Source organism: Herbiconiux ginsengi, assembly GCF_900107435.1.
GTDB lineage: Bacteria > Actinomycetota > Actinomycetes > Actinomycetales > Microbacteriaceae > Herbiconiux > Herbiconiux ginsengi.
In genome coordinates this window covers 40,387-65,365 of the sequence record NZ_FNPZ01000008.1, presented here as the reverse complement: position 1 = coordinate 65,365, position 24,979 = coordinate 40,387, and the positions used below count along the sequence as shown (strand labels likewise).

Below are 24,979 nucleotides of genomic sequence, written 5' to 3'. Positions count from 1 at the left end.
CGCGTCATCCGCATCGCGGAGACGAAAAGTGCCCACTCGATGACGAAGTACCGACCGGAACCGAGGGTCAGACCTGGGTGGGCGGCGCCGCGAGCACCCAGCCGCCCACGAGCTCCTGGCTGAACGGCACCGAATAGGCCATCAGCGCGCCGGCCTGCGCGTCGCGGAAGATGCGCTGGATCGGTGAGCGCGCGAGATAGGCTCCACCTCCCCCGACCTTGAGTGCGAGCGCGGCCGCCTTCTTGGCGACCTCGTTGGTGAGCATCTTCGCCTCGGTGGCGGCGAGCATCGCCTGCGGGTCGCGGCGGTCGGCCAGCCACGCGGTCTGTTCGGCGAGCAAGCGCGCCGCCCGGAGTTCCGCCCACACCATGGCCGTCTCCGACTTCACCCATGAGGCGTCGGCCAGGCGCTCGGCGGCGGGGCCCTTCTTGGCGTTCGCCGAGACGGTGAGGGCGTCGATCGCCGACTCGGCGATGCCGATCGAGAGCGACGCGAATCCCACCGTGATGAGGTTCGCGTAGTCGACGGGCGGCGGCCCGCACAGCCGTGCCCGATCGAGCACGGTTCCTTCGAACAGGATGGTGCGGCTGCGCGTCGCCCGCATGCCGATGGTCTGGTCGATCGGCGGCAGCGACATCGTCTCGTCGCGGTCGACCCCGAAGAATGCCGGGCCACCGTCGATCCGCACGTTCAGCAGCAGGTGATCCGCGGCCTCGACACCTGACACGAAGAGCTTGCGGCCGGAGAGCACCCACCCGTCGTCGACCGGATCGACGTCTTGCTGCGAGGCCAGGAAGTGGTTGCCGCCCGCGGGCTCGGAGAGGGCGTTCGCGAACCGGTCACCCGCGCGGAGCCGCTCGGCGAAGTACTCTGCGGTCGCCGGCGCCGACATCGTGACGAGGCCGTGCGCGGCGCCGATGTGCATCAACCACACCGCGGCGACGGCCGGATGCGCCGCCGCGAAGATTCGCACGACCTGCGCGAGCGTCGCGTACGACAGCGCCTGGCCGCCGACCTCGACCGGGAGGAAGGCGACATCCAGACCGCTCGCCGAGATGGCCCGCAGGTGCTCGATCGGCAGCTCCCCCGATTCGTCGTCGGCGGCCACGGTCGCGGAGAAGTGTTCCGCGAGACTCTCGGCGGTCTCGATCCAGCGGGCCTCGCTGTCGGGAACGATGACGGGCGATGGTCGGGTGAGCATGGAGCATCCTCTCGGAACAGGATCGGAACGGGGATCGGAACAGGCGCATCGTCAGAACTGGTAGCGGGCGGTGGAGAACACCTGGGGTGGCCGTCGGGTGCGCATCATCGAATACGACACCGTCTTGGGGTCGTGCAGTTCGCGGGCGTGAAACAACCGCCGCCCGCTCAGACCGATCCCGACGATGTCGAGCGTCAGCACGGGGGTGCCGACCGGATGCTCGAACAGCTCGGCGTCCTCCTCGGTCAGCACCTCGGCCGAGGGCGTTGCGGTCTCCCAGGCGATCGCCTCGTTCCACACCTTGGCGATCGCCGAGTAGATGGAATCGCCGAGATCGACATCGGCGCGCGGAAAGGGAAGCGGGACGGTGCCGAACGCGAGCATCGCCACGGCCCCGTCGGCCCGCCAGCGCTTGACGATCCGCGCGGCCGGCCGGCCGGGCTCGGTCATGAGCAACCGCGAGATCTCCTTCGGCATCAGCGTGTCGGCGATCTCGAGCACTTCGACCGTGCTCTGATAGCCGAGTTGACGGAGCAAGACACTGTACTCGAGCTGGTCTTCGAACCGAACGCTCATCCTGGTGGCCACGGGGTCGACCTCGGTCGCGGCGCCTTGGCGCCGGAGCACGATCCCCTGCTGTTCGAGCGAGGCGAGGACATCGCGCACCTGCTTGCGCGTACTCCCGAGTTGCTCGGCCATCTCCACTTCACCGGGCAGGGTCGACCCTGCGGCCGCGGCGTCGCGCACGAAGCGCAACACCCCGGCCAGCACTCGCTGGCTCTCGCTGGTCATGTCGCCTCCCCCTTGGTCTCAACGGCCGGGCGGATCGCGCGAGTCGCGCGGGTGGTGCGGTAGAGACGCCGCAACTGGCTGCGCGACGTGATCACGAGCACCGCGAGGGTGACCAGATAGGGAATCGACTGATAGACCTCGCTCGGCAACGTCAGCGCGGTCGATTGAGACAAGAGGGCGAAGCTCTGCAAGAAGGCGAACAACAGCGCGCCGAGGGCGATGCCGACCGGGCGACTGCGCCCCATGATCACGATGGCCAGCACGATGTAGCCGCGGCCGGCCGTGATGTCGGGAGTGAACGACCCGATCGTGCCCACGGTGATGACGGCGCCGCCCAGACCCGCGAGGGCCCCGCCGATCAGCAAGGCGGATGCGCCGGTCTTCTGCACGCGAACGCCGCGCAGAGCGGCTGACGCCGGGTCGGTTCCGACGGCCTGCACCGCGAGACCGAACCGGGTGAACCGCGAGACCGCCCAGGCCGCGACGAGCAGCACCCCGGCGAGATAGACCAGCGGGCTCTGGCCGAACAGGATCGGTCCGACGATCGGGATGTCGGCGAGCGGCCCGAACCCCGAGCGGGGCACCGTCTGCACGGTGACGTTGGTCTCGCCGCTGGGAATCCAGAGTTGGTAGAAATAGGTGCTGAGCCCCAGACCGAGCATCGTCACCCCGAGGCCCACGACGATCTCGTTGGCGTGCAACCGGTAGACGACGAGATTCATCCCCGCCGCCATCAGCAGCCCGACCGCTGTTCCGGCGACGAGACCGATGAGCGGGCCGCCCAGGCTGCCGGCCCAGACACCCACGAAGGCGCCCATGATCATCATGCCCTCGATGCCGAGGTTGATCCGGCCGGCCCGCTCGACGAAGCCCTCGCCGATGCCCGCGAACACCAGCGGCGTGGCGAGCACGAGGGTGCCGGCGATGATCGCGACCCAGAGTTCGACGCTCATCGGAGACCTCCTCGGTGTTCGGCCTCGGCGAGCGTGCCGACGACGGTCTCCGGCTCCGGCCCTGATCCAGCAGGCAGAGCGGCAGACAGCGCCGGTTCGTCGGCGGCAGACGTGGTGCCGGCCGGGGCGAGCACGGTCGCCGGATGGCGCTGATACGCCGCGATGCACGCGACGCCGAGCAGAAGCACTCCCTTGATGACCTCCGCGATCGACGCGGGAACGGTGCCGGTGGCGGACTGCATTCCGACTGCGCCGGCGGTGAGCGCCGAGAAGAAAAGTGCCGCGAGCACGATGCCGACGGGAGCGAGTCCACCGAGCAACGCGACCGCGAGTCCCGAGAAGCCGACACCTCCCGACACGGAGTTGAGGAGGCGGTCGTTCACGCCGGCGACCTGGATCCAGCCCACCACCCCGGCGCCGACCCCGGAGACGAGCATGGTCGAGTAGACGGTGCGGGAACGCGTCGCGCCGAGCCGCAGGGCGAGCTTGGGCCGGCTCGCGAAGACGGTCAGCCGGGTGCTCGCCGCCGAACGGCGCCAGAGGAGGAAGGCGACGGCGACGACGACGACCAGCAGAATCCCCCAGTGGGCCCTCGTGCCGGGCAGGAGCGCGGGGAGCGCGGCCGCCTCCGGCAGCCGGGCGCTCTGCGGTGTCGCCGTCTCTTCGGGGCTCGCGAGCCAGGTGCGCAGGGTCCAGCCGAGGAATCCGGCGGCCAGATAGTTGAGCAGCAGGGTGCTGAGGATCTCGTTCACGCGCCAGCGCACGGCGAGGAAGGCCGGGATCAGTGCCATCACGGCGCCTCCGGCCGACCCTCCGACGATGCCGGCCATCCAGAGCAGGATGCTCGGCGCGGCACCGCCGAGCACCTGATCGACCGCGAAGATCGACCCCGATGCGGCGATGGCGCCCACGACGATCTGGCCTTCGGCTCCGACGGAGAAGATGCCGGCGCGGAGTGCGGGGATCAAGGTGAGTGCGACGATGCCGATCGGCACCGCACCCACGAGCACCTCCCCCACCCGATAGGGCGAGCTCGACACGCCCTGCACGAGCCCCTGGACGCCCACGAACGGATCGGCTCCGGCGAACAGGATGAGCGCGCCCGCCACCACCAGCACGGCCACCACGACCGACCCGGTGAGCACCCAGCGGCGGCGGTCGATCGCTTTCACGAGCGCTCCTCGTCGTGTCCGCAGCGGTCGACGGGGCCGGGCAGCAGCACGTCGACGAACGACTGCGTCGTGGCGTCGATGAGGCCGAGTTCGGTGACGCCGAGATCGGGAACGACATAGAGCCCGACGAACGACAGGATGATGTACGGCGACGGAATCGGGCAGCCCAGAGCGTGCGTGGCCTCGTGACCGCGACGGAGCGCATCCGCCGTCTCCTCGAACGGCGCGGCGCTCATCATGCCGCCCACCGGCAGGGGGACCCGGCCGAGCACTTCCCCGCCCGCGACCGTCACGAAACCGCCCTGCATCGACCGCAGCTCCTCGACGGCGTGCACCATCTCGGCGTCGTCGACGCCGACCACGGCGATGTTCATGTTGGGGCAGTTCATCGTGATCGCGATGGCGCCGCGGGAGAGTCCGAAGCCCTTCACGAAGGCGATACCGGTCAGGCCGTCGCCGTGGTGCCGATCGACGATGGCGATCTTCAGCACGTCCGCCGTCGTGTCGCCCTGCACGAGCCCGTCGACCACATCGAGCTCGGCCTCGAAGGCCTGTTTGAAGTAGCCCTTGTACAGCTCCATCGCCCGCACACGCACCCGGCCGCTCTCGGCCCCGTCGGTACCCGCGGCGCGCACCTCGAACATCGCCGGGTCGAGGGTCTCGGGCAGTCGCACGGTGTCGGACATCCAGTCGGGCAGCTCGTCGGTGTTCGCGAACAGGGCCTCGCCGTCGCGAGCCACCACGCGGCCTCCGACGATGACCACGGATGGCCGCACCTCGGCGAGGTCGGGAATGATCTGCAGGTCGGCGAGCCTCGACGGAGCGATCAGGCCGAGGATCTGATCCAGCCGGTAATAGGAGGCCGGCTGCGTCGTGGCCATCCGGTAGGCGAGTTGTGGATCGACGCCGAAGCGGATCGCCTGCCGCACGTGATGGTCGATGTGCCCCTCGGTGCTGAGGTCGAGCGCGTGCTTGTCGTCGGCGCAGAAGCAGAGGCTGCGGAGCGCGGGAGCGACCTTCTCCAGGTCGGAGAAGATCGGCACCGTGTTGTCGGTGAGCGACGCGCCCATCACGGTGATCATCGCGCCGAGGCGCACCCGCTCGAGCACCTCGTCGATGGTGGCCGAGTTGTGGTCGTCGCCGACGCCGGCAGCGAGGTAACCCCAGAGCGACTCGTTCGTCTGGGCGGCCGTGTGGCCGGTGATGCGGCGGCCGGCGACCAGCGCCTCCCGGAATCTGCCGGTCGATTCCGAGCCGTAGTCGAAGGGGTTCCCCTCACCGAGGTTGGTGGTGACGTCGTGCCAGAGCCGGCCGCGCACGACCTCCTCGGGAATGACGGCACCGCCGCGCTCGAGGTGCGGCGAGCCAGGTGTCTTCGGCGAGACCTGCTGGAAGATGTGCAGCGGCGTCGTGGTCGACAGCAGCGCGTCCATCCCGCGTGCGCCCCACACGTTCGCGGCGCCGTTCGGATCGGTCAGCACGGTTCCCGTGCCCCGGGCGACGCTCAGACGGCCGAGTTCTCCGGGCGTGAGGTTCGTGTATTCGATGTGGAGGTGCGCGTCGATGAAGGTCGGCACGACGTGGCATCCGGATGCGTCGATCTCCTCGATCGCGTGGCCGTGGGCGTCGTCGGCTTCGGCGCCGTAGATCACGATGCCACCGGTTCCGGGCGTCGCTGCGACGTGCCCCCACGGAGTGAGAGCGGCGATGTGACGGCCGGCGACGAGCACGTCGCGCTCGAGCCACTCCTCGGTGCCCGGGGACTGCACGAGACCGCCGCGCACGATCAGATCGGGCTTCTCCCGGCCGGCCGCGACGGCGCGCAGACGCCCGAGCTCGGCGACCGTCGGGTAGAGATCGGTCTTGTCGGTCATTCGACATCTCCTCGGGCTGGGGAATCGGGGGCGGAACCGTCGACCAGACCGGCGATCGCGCGGCCGATCCGCTCGGTGTCGGCCTCGGCGATCGGCAGGTCGGCCACGATGCGGCCGGCGAACATCACGACGACGCGGTCGGCGACACCGAGGATCTCCTCGAGATCGTGCGAGGCCACCACCACGGCCGAGCCGCCGACGGCCAGATCGACGAGCCGCTCACGAATGGCCTGCGAGGCGCGCAGGTCGAGACCCTGCGTGGGGCCGTAGGCGAGCACGACCCGCGGGGCGGGGCTCGCGCCGAGTTCGCGCGCGGCGAGCAACTTCTGCTGATTGCCGCCGGAGAGACCGGATGCCGCGAGCTCGGGCCGCACCGGCCGCACGTCGTAGGCACTCAACGTGTCCTCCACGGTCTGGGTGCCACCCGTGCGGGCGTCTCTCGTCGCACCACCCCGCTTCCGCGCAGCGCCGACGGCGGCGGAATAGACGGTGAGGTTCTCGCGCAGCGACATCGCGGGCACCACGGCCTCGGTGCGTTCCTCGGGAATCCAGGCGAGGCCGGCCCGCTGGAATGCAGCCGCCGATGCGCCCGCCCGGGAGCCGGCCTCGGTGCCGGCGAAGGCGACGGTGCCCGAGTCGGGCTTCACGAACCCGCCGAGCACGTCGAGCAGGAGGTTCTGACCGCTGCCGGCGACGCCCGCGATGCCGACGATCTCGCCGGCGCGCACCGCGAGGTCGACGCCGTCGAGCGAGGCGTCGCGGGTCGAGGCGGCGACGACACCGGCGGCACGGAGCACCGTGGCCCCCGGCCGGCGCTCCGAGCGGGCCGCCGGCGGAGGCAGTTCGCCCACCATGAGCCGGGCGATCTCGGTGGACTCGAGACGCGCGGCCGAGCCGTGGTGCACGTTCTCGCCGTGCGAGAGCACGGTCAAGTCGTCGGCCACCTGCCGCACCTCGTCGAGGCGGTGGGTGATGAGAACCACCGCGGTGCCGAGGTCGCACAGCGAGCGGAGGTGCTCGAACAACCCTCCGACCTCGAGCGGGCCGAGGCTCGCGGTGGGCTCGTCGAGGATGAGGGTGTGGGCGCCTTCGGCGAGCGCGACGACGATCTCGCCGAGCTGCCGGTGCGCCTGGCTGAGCGTCGCGGTCGGCAGATCGAGATCGACATCGACACGGGCGCGTTCGAGCGTCGCCTTGAGCAGGGCGCGGGCCGATCGACGGCTCACCAGCCGCCGCGATCCCACCAGGAGGTAGTTCTCGACCAGACTCAGCTCGCCGACCAGGCTGAGCTGCTGCGGAACCATGTTGACGCCTGCCCGTTTGGCATCGGCCCGGTCTCGCGGGGCGAAGGCCGCGCCGTCGATCGTCATCGTGCCGCTCGAGGGCTGCTCGATTCCGGCGAGCACCTTGGCGAGGGTCGACTTGCCGGCGCCGTTCTCGCCCACCAGGGCGTGCACGGCGCCGGGGCGCACGAGGATCGACACGTCGGTCAGGGCGTGCACCGGCCCGAAGCTCTTGGAGATGGACCGCGCCTCGAGAACGCGGTCCATCTCCGGGGGTGAGACGGTCATCAGCCGATCGTGACGGATCCGTCGGTGATGCCGGCGATCACGTCGTCGACCTTGGCGGCGGCATCCGCCGGCACCGCGCCGTCGACGTCGTTGATCGGCGAGTAGACGATCCCGCCGTTCTGGAGGGTCGAGGTGACGCCCTTGCCGCCGAAGTCACCAGCGGCGACCTCCTCGACCCAGGCCTTGATGATCGGGTACATGTCGAGATCGACGGTGGAGACGTTGTTCGCGAGCGCCGCCTCTCCGGCGGCGGACGAGACCCCGACGCTCAGCACACCGGCTTCGGCGGCGGCAGACCCGACACCGGTGGCGATGCCGTCTCCGGTCGTGTAGACGAGTTTCGCGCCCTGGCCGACGAGTCCGGTGGTGGCGGCCGCAGCTGCCTGAGCGTCGTCGAAGCTGCCCGCGTAGACGACCGGGAGGAGTTCCGCCGAGGGGTTCGCGGCGGTGACCCCCTGCTGGAAGAACGAGTCGGTCGCCTTGACGAAGTCGAGTTCCATGCTCTCGACCCGGCCGATCGGCGACGCGCCGGTCACTCCGGCGATGTAGCCGGAGAGGTAGCCGACCTGAGGGGTGTCGTAGGTCCACGTCTCGACGTTGTCGGTGTACTTCTCGAGGATGTCGGGCCCACCGGATGCGGTGAAGTGCACGTCGGGGAAGTCGCCGGCGACCGAGAACACCGCGTCGCCGAGCTCGATACCGTGCCCGATGATGAGGTCGTAGCCCTGGCTGGCGAAGTCGGCGATCACCGGCTCGCTCTCGGCAGGGTCGGACATCTGGTCGCGCAGCTCGTAGTCGATGAGCCCTTCGTCTTTGAGCTTCTCCAGGGCATCGGCCAGCGCTTGGTTGAAGGCGCCGTCGTTGGTGTTCCCCGGGGTCAGGGCGCCGACTTTGATGACCTTGTCGACCGCCGGTGCCGTGCTGTCGCTCGACGCCGACGACCCGGTGCTGCAGCCGGCGAGGCCGATCGCGGCGACCGTGGTGACGACGGCTGCCGTGAGGACGGTTCCGATTCTCTTCATGATGTTCCTTTCGGGAGTGGTGCGGGACGGGTGCTGGGATGGTGCGGTGGGGAGATCAGCGCGGCTCGTCGACCAGACCCTCGGCGAGGGTCGGGCCGACGAAGGCCGCACTGGGGGTCGACCAGTGCCCGAGGAGGGCACCCGTCGAGATCGAGAAGCAGGGGTCGAGGCCGTCGACCACGGGCGGAGCATCCGGATGCAGCGCCGCATCCGAGACGCACACGACCGGATGGCCGTGCAGCGTTCGCGCGGTGCCGGTGGCATCGGCCGAGAGCACGCCGCGCCGAATCGCTCCGAGCACCGCCGCTTGCGACAGGAAGCCGCGGAGACCGGGGTCGTCGAGGCACTCGGCGGCTGTCTTCGTGCATCCGCCGGTCCAGCGCACCGCCCCGTCGGGCTGCAGCCGCACCTCGGAGTGCTGCACGCCCAGCGGGCTGTCGCCCTGCGCGACGACGTCGATGACGAGGGAGAAGCGGTTCCCGTCGCGGGTCGAGGTGATGTGCTCGACGTAGAGCGGTTCGGACTTCGTGCCGGTCACCGAGTAGCCGTCAGGCCACGCAGCGACGATCGGAGCGAGTGCGATCTCGGAGCCGTCGGCGATCGGCGATTCCACCTGCGATGCTGCCGCCCCGCCGACGACGCCCACCACCACGATCGCCGCCGCGAAAGCCGCGAGGCCGAGGGCGCTCGCGACGAGCCACCGCGGCCGCTCGGTCGTACGGGGGCTCATGAGGGCGCCCCCGGATCGGCGACACCGGCCAACTCGGCGAGAAGATCGCGCTTGAGGTCGTCATCGGCGAACGACGCCCGGATCGACTCGGCGGCGAATCGCACCAGGTCGGCGCGGTCGAAGCCATAGGTGGCTGCGGCGACCGCCCAGTCCTCGTCGAGACTGCAGGCCAGCGGCGCCGGGTCGTCGGTGTTGAGCGTGACTCGCACCCCGGCGTCGACCAGCCGGGGCAGCGGATGCGACGCCCAGTCGGCATAGAGCCCGAGCGTGACGTTCGAACGCGGGCAGACTCCGAGCGGAATCGACTCGTCGACGAGCCGTCGGACAAGCACGTCGTCTTCGATGGAGCGCACTCCGTGGTCGATCCGATCGGCGTGGAGGTGGTCGAGCGCATCCCACACTCCTTCCGGTCCACTCGATTCGCCGGCGTGCACGGTGCGGCGGAAGCCCGCGGACTCGGCGGCGCGAAATGCGCTGCGGAACTTCTCTCCGGTGCGACCGCTCGACTTCTCATCGCCGTCGACGCTGAGGGCGACGACGCGGCTCGGGCGCCGATCCGCGAGCGTCGCGACGGCGTGTTCCGCCTCCCCCGCCGACTGCGACCGCAGCAGCGAATAGGCGATGTTCGCGACGCAGAGGCCGTCCTCCTCGGCTTCGTCCAGGCCCGCGGCGAGCGCCTCCATCAGCTCGATCTCGCGACCGTGCCAGGCATTCCAGTGGGTCGGATTCACGATGACGTCGGAGTAGCGGACGCCTGAAGCCGTCTGCCGCGCGGCGAACGCGTAGGCGATCCGGGCCGCCTGTTCCCGCGTGCGCACCAGACCGCACTGCCAGTCGAGGAAACGGAGGAAGCCGCTCAATCCCGCCCCTCCGACACCGGGCCGGGTTCCGCCGGTGGTGATCTCCGGCATGGTGAAGGCGTCGTGGGTGCTGACGTCGAAGATGGTCGCGGCGGGCCCCGGGAGCGCAGCGCCGTTCTCCTTCGCGAGCCGCAGGATGTCGACGAGCGCGAACGTGCCCTCGAGGTGCACGTGCACCTCGGCCTTCGGGAGCATCCGGATGTCCTGCTCATCGAAACGGACGGCGGCGGTTGCGGAGGCTGGAGCGGACATTCGGGGCCTTTCGGAAGCGCACGGTGCGCGGAAGCGCTGCGATCAGCAGGCTAACCGCGAATCAAAGCTTGTTGACAGGTTGCACGAAAGACGTCTTGAGACCGTAACGTCGACGTAACAAAACGCCGTAATTACGGGGTTTCATGGAATCGTCATAACCATTGGAACTGATCTTGTACACATGTGGAGAAAACCATGCCCGACAATCTGCTGCCCGCTGACAAGGCGCTCCTGCGCGAAAGCCTCGTCGTCGCGGAGCGCTCTCGCGCCGACGGCAAGCACCCGTTCGGGGCGATCGTGGTCGATGCCGGCGGAACGGTCGTCGCGTCGTTCGGCAACGACTCCGTACCGCCGTCCGGTGATCCCACGCAGCACGCCGAGCTGCGCGCCGTGGCCGCCGCGTTCCGCGCCCTGGGGGCCGGCGGTATGGTCGGCAGCACCCTGTACACGAGCGCCGAACCGTGCGCGATGTGCTCGGGCGCCGCCTACTGGACGGGCATCGACCGCGTCGTCTATGCGCTGTCCGAGCGTCGCCTTCTCGAACTCACGGGCGACCACCCCGACAACCCGACGTTCTCCCTGCCCTGTCGCGAGGTGTTCGCCCGCGGCCAGCGGGCCATCGCGGTGTCCGGGCCCCATCTCGAAGACGAAGCCGCCGAAGCGCACGCCGGATTCTGGAACTGACGCGCTTCTGCCTGAGAGGATCGATGGATGTTCGCCAGCCAAGTCGTCGTCGGCCGCACGTTCGTCGCCGTGCTCGAACCCGGCGACGACGTGCTCGACTCATTGGCGGGCGTCTGCGCACGATTCGGAGTCGACAACGCCTACATTCCGGTGTTCTTGGGAGCCTTCGCCGAGATCACCGTCATCGGCGCCGAGCATCCGCCGCCTGATGAAGACGAACCGCTGCAGACATCCGTCGTCGTGCGCAACTGCGAGGGACTCGGTTCTGGCACGGTCGCGCGCGGACCGGAAGGGCCTCTGGTGCACCTGCACGTGACGGTGGGCGCGAAGGGCGACTCCGCCCGGGCCACGGCAGGACACGTGCTCGCCGGCACGGTCCAGTACCCGACCGAGGTGATCATCACCGAGATCGTCTCCCCCGTGCTGTCACGCCGGCCGAACGACCGCGCACGCGGTCTGGCGACGCTCACGTTCGACGCATCCTGATGCCGTCGACCATCCTGCACCCGCACCCGCACGCGCTGGGGCGCGGCCGGGAACCGGCCCTACCGGGCTCCGATCGCACCGAGATGGGCGTCGACCTCGGCGATCGACCGCTCCACGACGAAGGAGAGGATCGCCTCGCCCTTCAGGGCGGATGAGGGCCGCGGGTCGCCGAACACCCCGCTCGGCGAGAGCGTGTCGAACCGGATCGGCCGCCTTCCGAAGTCGGCGGGGAGCTCGGGGTAGGCCGCGGCGTAGCGCTCCGGATGCACGAGCTCCGGCCTCAGAGCGAGCACCATCGACGTCTCGAGCTCATCGGCATGACACAATCCGGGTGCCGCCCACGGGCTCTCCTTGATCGCATCGCCCACCTCGACGAGGCCCGGGTAGTCGAGCACGATCGCGTCGGAGCCGGCGATCGACAGCTGACGTGCGGCGGCGTGCACCGGGGCCCGGTTGCCGTAGTCGCCGTTGACGATCACCAAGGTCGTCACCCCGAATGAGGTCGCCGAGGTGGCGATGTCGAGGCAGATGGCGGTGACGGTCGACGCCGAGAGCGAGATCGTGCCCGGGAAACCGCCGTTGTCCCAGGTCTCCCCGTAGGGCACCGGCGGCAGCAGCAAGCCCGAGAAGTGTTCGGCGACCCGGGCCGCGATGCCGGCGCACTGGATGGTGTCGGTCGAGAGCGGCAGGTGCGGGCCGTGCTGTTCGAGGGCTCCGAACGGGAGGAAGGCGATCGTGTTTCCCGCGGCGATGTGCTCGCGCACGTCGGTCCAGCTTGCAGAGGCGAGATCGAGCATCGGCATGCCCTCACGATACCGCCGGCGCTCGCGCGCCGATGACGCACGGATGCCCCGGTCACCTGACCGGGGCATCCGTCGTCTCAGAGGGGGCTGAGGATCAAGCCTCGCTCATCGCGGTCTTCTCCGCCTGGCCCTTGGCGGCGTAGTACGCGGCGCGGGCGGCGTCGCGGCGGGCCTGCTCGGCCTGGCCGGCGTCGAGCACGTCCTGCGACACCTCGACGTTGGGCACGTTGGTGCGGCCGTTGTACTTCTCGATGTAGGCGTCGAGCTCAGGGCCCGAGGTCCACGAGGTGATGAGGCAGTAGCGCGGGTCGGGACCGGGGTGGGTCGCGGCGTGCCACAGGCGCTGCGTGTCGACGATCAGCTGCGCACCGGCCGGCAGAGCGATGCGGTACTCCACGCTCGGGTCGGTGCGGTTGTCGCGCAGCACGAAGAAGCTGTCCTTGTCGTCGGTCAGGTTGAAGAACCCGCGCACGACCCAGCCGGTGCCATCCGGGTTCAGGCGGTTGTTGTCGTCCTGGTGCAGGTTGTACAGCGTGTCGGCGTAGGTGTTCGGCTGCAGCTCGATCACGCGACAGCGGCCGACGTTGGCACCCGGCTCCTGCGCGCGGCGCGTCAGGTTGGGGGCGAGGGCGGTCTGCGAGTCGATCCACACACCGTCCTTGTCGGTGCGCGGCGGCACGTGGTTCCAGAACCCGTTGCACTCGATCTCGCCCTTCGCCGAAGCGAGAGGAGCGAACCGGGTGTCACCGGATGACTTCCAGTCGACGTACTCGATGTCGAGCCATTCCTTGGGGTCGAGCTCCTGCTGGTAGCGGTCGAGCACGACGTAGCCGGTCTCTTCGAGAGCGGCGGACTTGATGTAACCCATGCGAGTTTCATTCCCTTTCGTCTTGGGCCAGCACGTTTTAACAGGCCCAGGTTAGGTCAGCCTAACATCCACCCCCTGCGTGCGCGGTGCGCCACGGGACCACGACATAAACATCCCGTAAACTCGCTCCCTATGGTCACCGCTCTCGTCACCGCCACCAACGTCGAAGCCACCGCCGTCAACACCATCGCCTGGCTCTCCGAGGCGTCCACCACCATCGTGGTCCCGGTCTACCAGCGTCAGTACCGCTGGGACATCGGCGGCTGCGAGCAGCTGCTCGGCGACATCCGTGCCGTCGCGGATTTCGGCGACGACCGGCACCGCCATTTCATCGGCTCCATCCTCTCCACCGCGGCCGACGACGATGACGACGACGCCGAGCTCGTCCTCATCGACGGGCAGCAACGCATCACCACGCTCATGCTGCTCGTCGCGGCCCTGCACCACACGGTGAAGAACGACGACGCCGAGCTGGCGGCCGAGCTCGCGAAGGTGCTCGTGCGCGCGGGAGACCCCACGCGCACCAAACTGCGCCCGCACCGCGGCTGGGCCGAGATCTTCGAGAGCGTCGTGCTCGACCACCGCTCGGCCGAGGAGGGCCTGCGCGACTCCCGCTTCGACGACAACTACGCCTTCTTCCGCAGCCAGGTGCGCCCCGAGGAGGTGGCCCGCATCTGGCGCGGCCTGCAGAAGCTCGAGCACGTCGCCATCACGCTGGGACCGGATGCGAACGCGCAGCAGATCTTCGAGAGCCTCAATTCCACGGGCGAGCCGCTGCGCGATCACGAGCTCATCCACAACTACGTGCTGATGGGGCTCTCGCACGCCGAGCAGAGCGAGATCGAAGACACCTTCTGGCTGCCGATCGAGCAGAACACCGGCGAGGTCATCGGCAGCTTCTGGCGCCACTACCTGGTGATGACCACCGGGCGCGAGGTGGCCATCGCCGGTGAGCGCGGCGTGTACGACGCCTTCCGGCACGAGTTCCCCCGGCTCGACCTCGCGACGCTGCGGGCGCACGCGACCGAGTGGCGGGAGTATTCGGACGCCTACCGTGTGCTGCTCGATCCGGCCCAGGAAGCCGATCCGGAGATCGCGCAGCAACTCGGCTATGTCAACACCTTCGGGCGTGGGATGTACCCCCTCGTGATGCGCGCCTACGTCGACTACACGCACGACGAGGTCGCGAAGGAGGAGCTGATCGCCCTCCTGGAGCATGTGCAGTCGCTCCTGCTCCGCCGCACGGTGGTGGGCGTGAGCAACGACCGCCTGGTGGCGCGACTCTGCCGCGCCCGCGCGGCCGGAACCGACGAAGTGGTGCGCGCGATCGCCCGGGTGACACCCTCCGACGAGCGGGTGCGGGTGGCGCTGAAGTACAGCGAACTCCCCCACACCGCCTACGTGCTCGGCCGCATCGCCGGCGTCGGGAGCCCGGCGGGCCTGGAGGTCGACCACGTGGTGCCGCTCGCCCCTTCCGACGACTGGAGCGGTGACGGCATCCGGGAGTGGGCGGAGTACACGGATGACGAGCAGAACAGCCATCGTGCGCTCGCCCCCACCCTCGGCAATCTCACGTTGCTCGAGCAGGGTCTGGCCGAGCGCGCCTTCGGCGGCTCGTTCCCCGAGAAGCGCGGGCTCTACGCGCAGAGCGCGGTGCCGACCACTCGAGAACTCGCCGAGGTCGCCGCCTGGGGCACGGCCGCGATCGCCGACCGCACGGTGCGCCTCACCGAGATCTTCCTGGAGGTCTGGAAGCGGCCGGCCGTGGTGTCGATCGACGACGACGGCCTCACCCCCATCCTCGACGCGGTGCGCCGCCGGGGCTGGCCGCGCGGCTGGGAGCGCGAGTTCGAATACGTGGAGTACCGGGGCGAGCACTGGGAGGTCTACGACGTCAAATACCTCTTCAACCGCATCTTCAAGCGTCTCTGGGCCGACTCTCGCGAGAGCGTGGTGGCCTTCAGCGCCCGCCGCGGGGGCCCGATCTACGAAGCGCAGTCGTGGAACGGGCACTGGGACGCCCTCGACGAGTCGAACTACCTCTACATGGGCTGGGATTCGAAGTACATGCTCACCGCGGTGCAGGGCGTGCTCGAGGAGGCGGGGCTGGCCTCCGACGTCTTCGTGAAGTACTCCTACATCGGCGCGGTGATGTAGGGCCGAGTCACCACGCGCTCGGGGCGTAGTCCTTGAGGAAGACGCCGAACAGGTCTTCGCCGGCCTGGCCGCGCACGATCGGGTCGTAGACCCGCGCGGCGCCGTCGACGAGGTCGAGCGGGGCATGGAAGCCCTCTTCGGCGAGTCGCACCTTGGTGGGGTGCGGGCGCTCATCCGTGATCCAGCCGGTGTCGACGCTGGTCATCAGGATGTTGTCGGTCTCGAACATCTCGCGGGCACTCGTGCGGGTGAGCATGTTCAGAGCGGCCTTGGCCATGTTGGTGTGCGGATGTCCGGGCCCCTTGTATCCGCGGCCGAACACCCCCTCCATGGCGCTGACGTTCACGACGTAGCTGCGGCGGGACCCTGTGGCGCGCATCGCGGCGCGGAGCCTCGAGATCAGCAGGAACGGTGCGGTCGTGTTGGCCAGTTGCACCTCGAGCATCTCGAGCGGGTCGACCTCGTCGACGTGCTGGGTCCAGGAGTTCACGTCATGGAGGTCGGGCACCAGTCCCCCGGCGTCGATCGCGGTGCCGGCGGCCAGTCGCTCGAGCGAGCTCGACCCGGGCGCCATCGCCTGCTCGGTGAGCTCGTCGGCCCGTGACGCGGCCGCCGCGAGGATCGGATGCGTGTTCACCGAATCGGCGAGCGCGTGCGGATGCGCGTCGTTGGTGTGGCCGAAGGTGACCAACTCGGGAAGCGGCCCGTCGGGCAGCGGCGCGAGTTCGGCATCCACGAGAGCCTGATAAGCGCCGGGCGAGCGACGCACCGTCTGTGCGGCGTTGTTGATCAGGATGTCGAGCGGACCGGCGGTGGCGACCTCGTCGGCGAGCGCGATCACCTGCGCCGGATCGCGCAGGTCGATGCCCACGATCTTCAGCCGGTGCAGCCAGTCGGCGGAGTCGGGCAGGCTGCTGAAGCGGCGCACGGCGTCGCGCGGGAACCGGGTGGTGATGGTGGTGTGGGCGCCGTCGCGCAGCAACCGCAGCGCGATGTACATGCCGATCTTCGCGCGCCCTCCGGTGAGCAGCGCCCGGGTGCCGGTGAGGTCGGTGCGGGCGTCGCGCTTGGCGTGGCTCATGGCCGCGCAGTCGGGGCAGAGCTGGTGGTAGAAGGCGTCGACCAGCGTGTAGGGCTGCTTGCAGATGTAGCAGTTGCGCGCCTTCAGCAGCGTTCCCGCGGTGGGCGTGGTGGTGGAGGTGGCGATCGGGATGCCGCGGGTCTCGTCGTCGATGCGATCGGGCGCCCCGGTGGCGGTGGCGGCGATCACGCTGCGATCGGCGTCGGCCACGGCTGCGCGGATCTCGCGGCGGCGCTGCTTCTTCACCGCCTTGAACATCAGGGCGGTGGCGTGCCGCACGGCGACGAAGTCGGGATGACTCTCGTCGAGTTCGGCCATGCGGGCGAGCACCTCGAGGGTGGTCGCGAGATCCGCAGGCGCGATGGCGCCGGTCGACGGGATCTCAGGAGAGGCGGAGGGCACAGACGATTGTAGGCCGAGCACACCCGCTCCCTGTCGTGCCGGTGGCAACGGCGCCCTGCGACGTTACGACCCGGTCATCGCGTCGTTCACGCGCCCGCAACCTCGGCGACCGATTGAGAAGGGAGCGTGGGAGCGCTCTCGCTCGAGAGCGAACCGTCGACGTCGATCCGTAAGGAAGATACGTGCCACCCGCAACTCCTCGTCCACCATCCCGCCTCCGATTCGTCCGTGCCGGCGCGGTAGCCGCAGCCGGAGCGATCGCTCTGTCCCTGTTCGCGGCAGTTCCGGCGACGCAAGCCGCGCCCGCCGACGACCTCGGGTCGCGCTTCACGCTCGCGGTCCTCCCCGACACCCAGTTCTACTCGCGCTACTCGGCCGACCAGTTCCAGCCGCGGTACGGCAAAGACCCCTACCAGGTGCAGACCGAATGGCTCGCCGCGAACCGCGACGCCCTCAACATCCCGTTCGTCACCCAACTGGGCGACATCGTCGACCAGTCGTGGCAGGAGCGCGAATGGGTCGCAGCCGACGACGCGATGAAGACGCTCGATGACGCGAAGCTGCCGTACTCGACGGCGCCGGGCAACCATGACGTCCGAGACTCGAACGACGACCTCGACGATACCGAGTACGACCTCAGCCAGGAGCCGTTCCTCCGCTGGTTCGGACCGGACCGCGCGAAGAACGTCTCCACGTATGAGGACAGCGATCCGACCGGCCTCAGCCAGTACCACGTCTTCGAGGCCGAAGGCCAGCAGTATCTCGTGCTGGCCCTCAGCTGGCGGGTGTCCGACGCGACGATCGCGTGGGCGGATTCGGTGATCGACGCCCACCCCACGCTCCCGGTCATCCTGACGACGCATCAGGTGATCGACATCGATTCGGATGCCGTCTCCCCGAAGGAGACCGAGTACGGCCTCGAGCTCTGGGACAAGCTCATCCGCAGCAACGATCAGATCTTCCTCACCATCAACGGGCATTTCCACGGCGAGTCCCACCTGGTGAAGATGAACGACTTCGGCCACTCGGTCACCCAGATCGTCATCGACTACCAGATGGCCTACGAAGGCGGCGACGGCTACCTCGGCCTGTTCGAGTTCGATCTCAGCAACAACGTCATCGCCGTGCAGACGGCCTCACCGTGGGTCACCTGGAAGCCTCAGGAGAAGCTCACGAGCTACGACCAGCCCTTCCTCGAAGGCGTGAACCAGCAATTCGACGTGCCGATCGACTTCGCCGAACGATTCGCTTCCTTCGACCCCGCCTTCGCGGTGGGCCCCGCCACCCAGCCGTCGCTGTCGCAGAAGGCTCGCGACATCCTGCTCGATGGCTTCACCGGACCCGACCCGGTGTCGACCGAGGCGCCCGGCAACTCGGATGACTATGTCGACGTCGCCGGCACGCTGGCGCACTGGCGATTCACCGGAAACTCCGGCGTCGTGGCTGAGGGCCAGAGCGTCCCCGACGTCGCCGGCGACAACGACCTCACGCGGGTCGGCATCGCCGAGTCCGGCGCGACGAACGCCCAGGTCGACGACGTCACGATCGGGGGCGACCACGCCTACCTGTCGTCCGACGACGCCAGCGTCTGCTTCGCGAACGCCGACCGCAACAACTCGCGTTACAGCTACTTCCAGACCGCGAGTGACGCCCCTGTCAACAACGAGTCCTTCGACAACGGGTACACGATCGAGTCCTTCCTGAAGATCGACAAGTCGTGGACCGCGAGCACGAACCAGTGGATGATGGCGCTGATCCGGGCGGGCAACCGCAACGAGATGCCCGGCGTGCCGTACGACCGCTGGGGCAACGGTGGACCGGTCGTGCTTGGCCTGTCGAACCTCAAGGAGTTCCAGTGGAGTGTCATCCCCAATGAGCCCGGACTCGGCGACCGGGTCAACTGGTCGGGAGAGATCCAGCTCGACACCTGGATGCACGTCGCGATCGTCAACGACCCGGCGACCCGGACGACGACCATGTACGTGAACGGCGCACCCGTGCTCCGCAACGCGAGCGACAACGTGGGCCAGAGCTTCGTGCCGGATGCTCCGTGGCTGATGGGTGCGGGCATGGACCACAACCAGCCGGGCGCCGGCTGGAACGGCTGCATCGGGGAGACCCGGATCGTCGACCACGTGCTCGACCAGGGCGAGTGGCTGACCGCCCGCGCCGACCTCACCGGTCTCACGATCACGGACGCCCCCGAAGGGTCGCTGCCCGCCGCCACGAAACTGACCACGTTCTCCGGCACCGGGCTGCCCGGAGCCGAGGTGCGGATGTCGGGAAGCATCGCAGGAACCGACGTGATCGATGAGAACGGACGCTGGTCGATCGTGCTCCCTCGAGCGCTCGCCGCCGGAGCCTACGAGGCGTCGGTCGTGCAGGCCCTCGGCACTCGCGAGTCGGCGCCGCTCGGCTTCGACTTCACGATCGAAGGCGCCGCGGCTCCGACCCCCGGCGGAACGACTCCCACCATCCCGATCGACGGCGCCGACGGGAGCACGGCGCTGGCCAACACCGGTGCCGAGCTGCCCGCGGGAGCCGTCGGCGGGGCGATCCTGCTCGCACTCCTCGGCATCGTCGTGCTGGTTCTCGTGCGTCGCCGCCGCGCATCGGGTCTGTCGGGTGAGTGACCCGCTCTGACGGCCGGCCCGGGTGGCGCTTCGCGGCGCCGCCCGGGCCTGCCGTTGCGGGAGCAAAGCGGTCGCCCGCAGAGCCTGGTGCCGCAGCCGGATGGCTGCTACCTTGGCCCACATCCATCGCGACCACCCGGTCAGGAGGCGGCATGCCACTCCCGATCGCAACGGCGCCGCTCTCCGCCTCCTTCGTGATGGCCCTCGGCTGTGCGGCAGGCACGACACGACTGGTCGACGACCAGAACGTGCGCAACCTCGACACGCTCGTGACGACGCTCCCGCTGCCGGTCTCGCTCTCCGACCCATCCGACCGATAGGTAGAACCATGTCCGTCTCGACACCGTCCGCACCTCGCACCGCCGCCCGCCGCTGGTGGGTGCTCTCCACCGTCGCGCTCGCCCAGCTCATGGTGGTGCTCGACTCCACCGTCGTGAACATCGCGCTGCCGGCGGCCCAGGCCGACCTCGGCTTCTCCGACGGGGAGCGGCAGTGGGTGATCACGGCCTATTCGCTCGCCTTCGGCAGCCTGCTGCTGCTCGGCGGCCGGCTCTCCGACCTGATCGGCCGCAAGCGCACCTTCATCATCGGCCTGATCGGTTTCGCCGTGGCATCGGCCGTGGGTGGAGCGGCGCCCGGGTTCGGCACCCTGGTCGCGGCCCGCGCCGTGCAGGGCGCCTTCGCCGCCTTGCTCGCGCCCACGGCACTGGCGGTGTTGACCACCACCTTCACCGTCCCGAAGGAACGAGCCCGGGCGTTCGGCGTCTTCGGCGCGATCGCCGGAGCGGGCGGAGCCATCGGTCTCCTCCTCGGTGGATTCCTCACCGAGTACTTCGACTGGCGCTGGAACCTCTACATCAACGTCTTCATCGCGGTGGCGGCCGTCATCGGCGGAGCGGTGTTCGTGGCCAGCGTCGAGCGCGACGGCGAGCGGCCGAAGCTCGACGTGCCGGGCACGGTGCTCGTCTCGGCCGCCCTCTTCGCCCTGGTCTACGGCCTGTCGAACGCCGAGACCGACGGCTGGGACTCCCCCTGGAGCTGGGGCATGCTGATCGCGAGCGGCATCCTGCTCGTCGCGTTCGTGTGGTGGCAACGCAGGGCCGCGCATCCGTTGCTCCCCCTGTCGATCGTGGTCGACCGCAACCGCGGCGCCTCCTTCAGCTCGGTGTTCATCGCCGGTGCCGGCCTGTTCGGCGTGTTCCTGTTCGTCACCTTCTACCTCGAGAAATCGCTCGGCTACACCCCGATCGAGACGGGCGTCGCCTTCCTGCCGATGATCGCGTCGCTGGTCGTCGCGGCACAGCTGTCGACGAACCTGCTGCTACCTCGGCTCGGGCCGAAATTGATGGTGCCGGGCGGCATGATCCTCGCCACCGTCGGAATGCTGATGTTCACCCGGCTCACGCTGCAGAGCAGTTACGCGGCCGACCTGCTGCCGGCCTTCATCATCCTGGGCTTCGGCATCGGGTCGATCATGCCGGCGTCGATCCAGACGGCGACGCTCGGCATCGACGGCCACTTCGCGGGCGTGGGTTCGGCCCTGGTCAACACGAGCCAGCAGGTCGGCGGCTCGATCGGCACCGCTCTGCTCAACACGCTCGCCGCCACGGCGGCCGCCGACTACGTGGCCGCGCATCTGCCGGTCACCGATCAGGTGACGGCGGATGCCGCGGTGGCCAGCTATGCCACGGCGTACTGGTGGGGCGCCGGGTTCTTCGCGTTCGGCGCGGTGCTCTCGGCGTTGCTGTTCCGCCGGCGTGGGCACGCGGCGACGACGCATCCGGCCGGCTCGACAGGCGGAGCGCCCGGCTCCGCTGCGGCGGCTCGCGCTGACACGATGGAGGCATGAGCGCCGACCGCTTCCTCCCCATCCACGACCCCGAGCTGCTGGCGCGAGGCGAACGCGTGCTAGGCCCCGAGTTCCGGGCGATGAACGAGCGGGTGCGGGAGGTCACGGCGCTCACCTCGCGCCTGAACCTGCTGCCCTTCGACGACGAGGCGGGCAAGGCGACGCTGTTCGCCGAGATTCTGGGGCGCCCACTGCCCCAGCGGGTCACGATCTATCCGCCGTTCTACACCGATCACGGACGGGGCCTCGAGCTGGCCGAGCGGGTCTTCATCAACCAGGGCTGCACCTTCCTCGACTTCGCCGGCATCCGGCTGGGCGAGGGCGTGATGATCGGCCCGAAGGCCACGTTCATCACGATGGGGCATCCGGTCGACCCCGTCGAGCGCCGCCAGTACCTCACCGGTGCGCCGATCGACGTGGCCGAGAACGTGTGGATCGGCGCCGGCGCCACCATCCTGCCGGGCGTCACCATCGGGCGTGACGCGGTGATCGCGGCAGGCGCGATCGTGGCCGACGACGTGCCGCCGTCGAGCCTGGTGGCGGGCCCGAAGGCCACCGTGCTGCGGAGCTGGTAGGCGGGCTTACGCGGCGCCGGTGGTCCAGACGTAGACCACGAACACCGCCAGCACCACGAACACGAGCAGGTCGGTGAGGGTGGCGATCCACTCCTTCGTGTTCTTGCCGGCCTTGCCGATGTGACGGATGCCGGCGAGGCCGAGGAAGAGACCGCCCGCGACGGCGGCCGGCACGATCCAGGTCGGGAAGACCAGCGAGAGGATGCCGATCACGCCGAACCCCAGGTTGGCGAACCCGAGCTCCTGCACGATCTGCAGCACCGAGCGGTCGGCCGACTTCGACCCGAGGATGTTGCCGGCCGTGAACTCGGGCCGGAAGCTCTGCGAGAGCCCGGCCGTGAACAGCCGGATGCCCACCGCCCAGAACACGAACCACTTGCCGACGAGCAGCAGCAGATCGTTGGTGCCGCCGCCGGCCGAGTACTCGCTCACGATGGACACGAGGGGGGCGACGATCATCAACCCCAGGATCATCACCAGATACATGGTGCTCATGCTGGCGGAGCCGCAACCCCGTGGTCAAGTGCCGAACTCGGTGATGCCGCCCCGCGCCCAGGCGCGGCTGCTATGGTTCTGGGGCCGGCGTCCGCCGGTATCAGGGAAGACTTCTCGTTGACCGTTGGGCCGTCCGGCCCCGCCACGATTCCGTCGCCTCCTCTGAATTATTCAGAGGAATGTCACGCTCTTGTCTGTCCACCGTTCTGATTCATCCGTCTCCGATTCGTTCACGGCCTCTCTCCCCCGCGGCACGACCGCCGTCGTCTACTGCGAAGGCCAGTTCGGCGAGCAGGACGGCAAGACCGCCAACGGCCTGGTGCGCCACTCCGAGAAGTACGAGGTGCTGAGCGTCATCGACAGCCGGATCGTCGGCGTCGATGCCGGTCTGTTCCTCGACGGCACGACCAACGGCATCCCCGTGCTCGACAGCTTGTCCGCCGCCATCGCTCACGCCGGCCGCGTGCCCGACTACCTCATCTGCGGTGTCGCCCCGGCCGACGGCCTGCTCTCGGCCGCGCAGCGGGTCGTGCTGCTCGACGGCATCTCGCGCGGCATGCACGTCATCAACGGCCTGCACGAGTTCCTGAACGACGACGCGGAGTTCGTGGCCGCCGCCCTGCTGGCCGGGGTCACGATCACGGATGTGCGTCGCCCGAAGGACAAGAAGGATCTGCACCTCTTCTCGGGCCGCATCTTCGACGTGACCTGCCCCCGCATCGCCGTGCTCGGCACCGACGGCGCCATCGGCAAACGCACCACGGCCACCCTGCTGGTGCAGGCTCTGAACGCCAGGGGCATCAAGGCCGTGCTGGTCGGCACAGGCCAGACCACCATCATCCAGGGCGGAAAGTACGGTGTGGCGCTCGACGCCCTGGTTCCCCAGTTCTGCTCGGGCGAGGTCGAGAACCAGGTCGTGGCGGCATTCGAGGGCGAGAACCCCGACATCATCGTGGTCGAGGGCCAGGGCGCGCTCAGCCATCCGGCCTACATCACGTCGGCGCACATCCTGCGCGGCAGCCGGCCGGCGGGCGTGATCGTGCAGCATGCCCCCAAGCGCACGGTGCTGGGCGATTTCCCGATGGTCGCCATGCCCACCATCGCCAGCGAGATCGCCCTGATCGAGGCCTTCGCCGACACCAAGGTGATCGGTGTCACCATCAACCACGAGATGATGACGGATGACGAGATCGGCGACGTCATCGACGAGTACGAACTCGCTCTCGGCCTGCCCGCCACCGATCCACTCACCCGTCCGCTCGGCCGGCTCGTCGACATGGTGCTGCAGGCCTTCCCGATGCTCGAGGCGCCGCTCGCCTCGAGCACACGGTGACCGCGCCCCGCCTCGACATCGATCTCGGCGCGATCGCCGGCAACACCCGCATCCTCGTCGACCGTCTCGCCCCGGTGGGCATCCGCGTCACGGGCGTCTCGAAGGCGCTGCGGGGCCTGCCGGACGTCGCCGAGGCGATGCTCCGCGGCGGGGCGACCGGTCTCGGCGACTCGCGCGTGGAGAACCTGCAACGGCTGCGGGCCGGCGGCGTCGCTGCGCCGCTCACCCTCATCCGTTCGCCGATGCTGAGCCAGGTCGAGCAGGCGATCCGGATGTCCGACACGAGTCTGAACACCGAACCGGCCGTGCTCGCTGCGCTGTCGGCGGCCGCTCTGAACCACGGCACCACACACGGCGTCGTGCTGATGGTGGAATTGGGCGACCTGCGCGAGGGCATCGCCGCCGACGACGTGGTGTCGGCCGCGCTCTCGGTGGAGCGACTGCCCGGCCTCACGCTCGCGGGGCTCGGCACCAACCTCGCCTGCCAGAGCGGCGTCGTACCCGATCAGCGCAACATGGATGATCTCTCGCGCCTGGTCGAGGCCGTCGAGGCGGCGCGCGGACGAACCCTGTCGGTGGTCTCCGGTGGCAACTCGGCCAACCTCGCCTGGGCTCTGAGCTCCGACGACATCGGCCGCATCGACGAGCTGCGCCTCGGCGAATCCATCCTGCTGGGAACGGAGCCTCTCCACCGGAACCCGATCGCGGGCCTGCGCACCGACGCGTTCACCCTGGTGGGCGAGGTCATCGAGGCGAAGACCAAACCGGCGCGCCCGTGGGGTGAGATCGCCCAGGCCTCCTTCGGCCACCAGGCACCTCGCCGCGGCGGCGGAACCATCCGCCAGGCCATCGTCGCGCTCGGCCGTCAGGATGCCGATCCCGACGGCCTGACGCCACCGGAGGGCATCACCGTGCTCGGCATGAGCAGCGACCACCTCGTCGTCGACGTGGGCGACCACGACGTCGCGGTCGGCGACGAACTCGCGTTCGGCCTCGACTACAGCGCCTTGGTGCGGGCGGCGACCTCCCCGTTCGTCACGGTCTCCCCGCACACGGCGGGCCAGACCCGAGCGTCACGCACCGGGGCGCGCGCAGAAAACGGAAACTCGAAGGAAATCCCGCACCACTAGACTCAGCGTCACCCGGGTATCGGGCTGGGATGCGTCGATCCGTGATCGGCGATTCG

22 protein-coding genes are annotated in these 24,979 nt (G+C 69.3%); 9 read left to right on the top strand and 13 right to left on the bottom strand.

Annotated features, from left to right (window positions below):
- Nucleotides 1–67: 67 nt before the first annotated feature.
- From BLW00_RS21520 to add, 9 genes are read right to left on the bottom strand one after another with little or no spacing between them, the layout of a single operon-like run.
- Complete coding sequence (locus BLW00_RS21520) at nucleotides 68–1,201, bottom strand: acyl-CoA dehydrogenase family protein (RefSeq protein WP_092558145.1); 1,134 nt, start codon at nucleotides 1,199–1,201, stop codon at nucleotides 68–70.
- A 51-nt stretch (nucleotides 1,202–1,252) separates the two neighbouring features.
- Nucleotides 1,253–1,993, bottom strand: a complete 741-nt coding sequence (locus BLW00_RS21515) for a GntR family transcriptional regulator (protein ID WP_092558143.1) — start codon at nucleotides 1,991–1,993, stop codon at nucleotides 1,253–1,255.
- Nucleotides 1,990–2,946, bottom strand: coding sequence for an ABC transporter permease (locus BLW00_RS21510; protein WP_092558141.1), 957 nt, complete (start codon nucleotides 2,944–2,946; stop codon nucleotides 1,990–1,992). The genes BLW00_RS21515 and BLW00_RS21510 overlap by 4 nt, the downstream gene beginning before the upstream one ends.
- Nucleotides 2,943–4,118, bottom strand: coding sequence for an ABC transporter permease (locus BLW00_RS21505; protein WP_175494533.1), 1,176 nt, complete (start codon nucleotides 4,116–4,118; stop codon nucleotides 2,943–2,945). Before BLW00_RS21505 ends, BLW00_RS21510 begins: the two co-directional genes overlap by 4 nt.
- Entirely contained in the window at nucleotides 4,115–5,992 is a 1,878-nt protein-coding gene (locus BLW00_RS21500) for an adenine deaminase C-terminal domain-containing protein (RefSeq protein ID WP_092558137.1), read from the bottom strand. The genes BLW00_RS21505 and BLW00_RS21500 overlap by 4 nt, the downstream gene beginning before the upstream one ends.
- The gene (locus BLW00_RS21495) at nucleotides 5,989–7,563 is read right to left on the bottom strand and encodes an ABC transporter ATP-binding protein (protein WP_092558135.1); all 1,575 of its coding nucleotides are present in this window, start codon (nucleotides 7,561–7,563) and stop codon (nucleotides 5,989–5,991) included. The genes BLW00_RS21500 and BLW00_RS21495 overlap by 4 nt, the downstream gene beginning before the upstream one ends.
- Complete coding sequence (locus BLW00_RS21490) at nucleotides 7,563–8,585, bottom strand: BMP family lipoprotein (RefSeq protein ID WP_175494531.1); 1,023 nt, start codon at nucleotides 8,583–8,585, stop codon at nucleotides 7,563–7,565. Before BLW00_RS21490 ends, BLW00_RS21495 begins: the two co-directional genes overlap by 1 nt.
- A 55-nt stretch (nucleotides 8,586–8,640) precedes the next feature.
- Nucleotides 8,641–9,315, bottom strand: coding sequence for a hypothetical protein (locus tag BLW00_RS23660; protein ID WP_175494529.1), 675 nt, complete (start codon nucleotides 9,313–9,315; stop codon nucleotides 8,641–8,643).
- Complete coding sequence (gene add / locus BLW00_RS21485; RefSeq protein ID WP_092558132.1) at nucleotides 9,312–10,427, bottom strand: adenosine deaminase; 1,116 nt, start codon at nucleotides 10,425–10,427, stop codon at nucleotides 9,312–9,314. The genes BLW00_RS23660 and add overlap by 4 nt, the downstream gene beginning before the upstream one ends.
- A gap of 195 nt (nucleotides 10,428–10,622) precedes the next feature.
- On the opposite strand from add, the gene BLW00_RS21480 reads away from it, so the two are divergent.
- Both BLW00_RS21480 and BLW00_RS21475 read left to right on the top strand, forming a co-directional pair.
- The gene (locus tag BLW00_RS21480; protein WP_092558130.1) at nucleotides 10,623–11,111 is read left to right on the top strand and encodes a nucleoside deaminase; all 489 of its coding nucleotides are present in this window, start codon (nucleotides 10,623–10,625) and stop codon (nucleotides 11,109–11,111) included.
- A gap of 27 nt (nucleotides 11,112–11,138) precedes the next feature.
- Complete coding sequence (locus tag BLW00_RS21475; protein ID WP_092558128.1) at nucleotides 11,139–11,597, top strand: PPC domain-containing DNA-binding protein; 459 nt, start codon at nucleotides 11,139–11,141, stop codon at nucleotides 11,595–11,597.
- A 59-nt stretch (nucleotides 11,598–11,656) separates the two neighbouring features.
- On the opposite strand, the gene BLW00_RS21470 is transcribed toward BLW00_RS21475, so the two are convergent.
- Nucleotides 11,657–12,400, bottom strand: coding sequence for a creatininase family protein (locus BLW00_RS21470; RefSeq protein ID WP_175494527.1), 744 nt, complete (start codon nucleotides 12,398–12,400; stop codon nucleotides 11,657–11,659).
- Nucleotides 12,401–12,494: 94 nt separating this feature from the next.
- Nucleotides 12,495–13,268 (bottom strand): hypothetical protein, encoded by a 774-nt coding sequence (locus BLW00_RS21465; protein ID WP_092558124.1) that lies wholly within the window; start codon nucleotides 13,266–13,268, stop codon nucleotides 12,495–12,497.
- A gap of 132 nt (nucleotides 13,269–13,400) precedes the next feature.
- On the opposite strand from BLW00_RS21465, the gene BLW00_RS21460 reads away from it, so the two are divergent.
- On the top strand, nucleotides 13,401–15,425 hold the full coding sequence (locus tag BLW00_RS21460) for a DUF262 domain-containing protein (protein WP_092558122.1): 2,025 nt from the start codon (nucleotides 13,401–13,403) through the stop codon (nucleotides 15,423–15,425).
- Between the two features lie 7 nt (nucleotides 15,426–15,432).
- Here BLW00_RS21460 and BLW00_RS21455 read toward each other — a convergent pair whose 3' ends face one another.
- Nucleotides 15,433–16,908 carry an SDR family oxidoreductase gene (locus BLW00_RS21455; protein WP_245741734.1) on the bottom strand — a complete coding sequence of 492 codons (1,476 nt, stop codon included), beginning with the start codon at nucleotides 16,906–16,908 and terminating at the stop codon, nucleotides 15,433–15,435.
- 182 nt (nucleotides 16,909–17,090) lie between these two features.
- Here BLW00_RS21455 and BLW00_RS21450 point away from each other — a divergent pair, with 182 nt between their 5' ends.
- The 4 genes from BLW00_RS21450 (at nucleotide 17,091) to BLW00_RS21440 (ending at nucleotide 21,965) form a co-directional block, all read left to right on the top strand.
- Entirely contained in the window at nucleotides 17,091–19,541 is a 2,451-nt protein-coding gene (locus tag BLW00_RS21450; protein ID WP_092558120.1) for a LamG-like jellyroll fold domain-containing protein, read from the top strand.
- Nucleotides 19,542–19,693: 152 nt separating this feature from the next.
- Entirely contained in the window at nucleotides 19,694–19,861 is a 168-nt protein-coding gene (locus BLW00_RS23655; RefSeq protein WP_175494525.1) for a hypothetical protein, read from the top strand.
- An 8-nt stretch (nucleotides 19,862–19,869) separates the two neighbouring features.
- A complete protein-coding gene (locus BLW00_RS21445) occupies nucleotides 19,870–21,390 on the top strand; it encodes an MFS transporter (RefSeq protein ID WP_092558118.1) in 1,521 nt (506 codons plus the stop codon).
- Entirely contained in the window at nucleotides 21,387–21,965 is a 579-nt protein-coding gene (locus BLW00_RS21440) for a DapH/DapD/GlmU-related protein (RefSeq protein WP_092558116.1), read from the top strand. Before BLW00_RS21445 ends, BLW00_RS21440 begins: the two co-directional genes overlap by 4 nt.
- A 6-nt stretch (nucleotides 21,966–21,971) precedes the next feature.
- Here BLW00_RS21440 and BLW00_RS21435 read toward each other — a convergent pair whose 3' ends face one another.
- A complete protein-coding gene (locus BLW00_RS21435) occupies nucleotides 21,972–22,460 on the bottom strand; it encodes a DUF6790 family protein (protein WP_092558114.1) in 489 nt (162 codons plus the stop codon).
- A gap of 190 nt (nucleotides 22,461–22,650) precedes the next feature.
- Here BLW00_RS21435 and BLW00_RS21430 point away from each other — a divergent pair, with 190 nt between their 5' ends.
- Entirely contained in the window at nucleotides 22,651–23,793 is a 1,143-nt protein-coding gene (locus BLW00_RS21430; protein WP_092558112.1) for a DUF1611 domain-containing protein, read from the top strand.
- On the top strand, nucleotides 23,790–24,923 hold the full coding sequence (locus tag BLW00_RS21425) for an alanine/ornithine racemase family PLP-dependent enzyme (protein WP_092558110.1): 1,134 nt from the start codon (nucleotides 23,790–23,792) through the stop codon (nucleotides 24,921–24,923). Before BLW00_RS21430 ends, BLW00_RS21425 begins: the two co-directional genes overlap by 4 nt.
- Nucleotides 24,924–24,979: the final 56 nt, after the last annotated feature.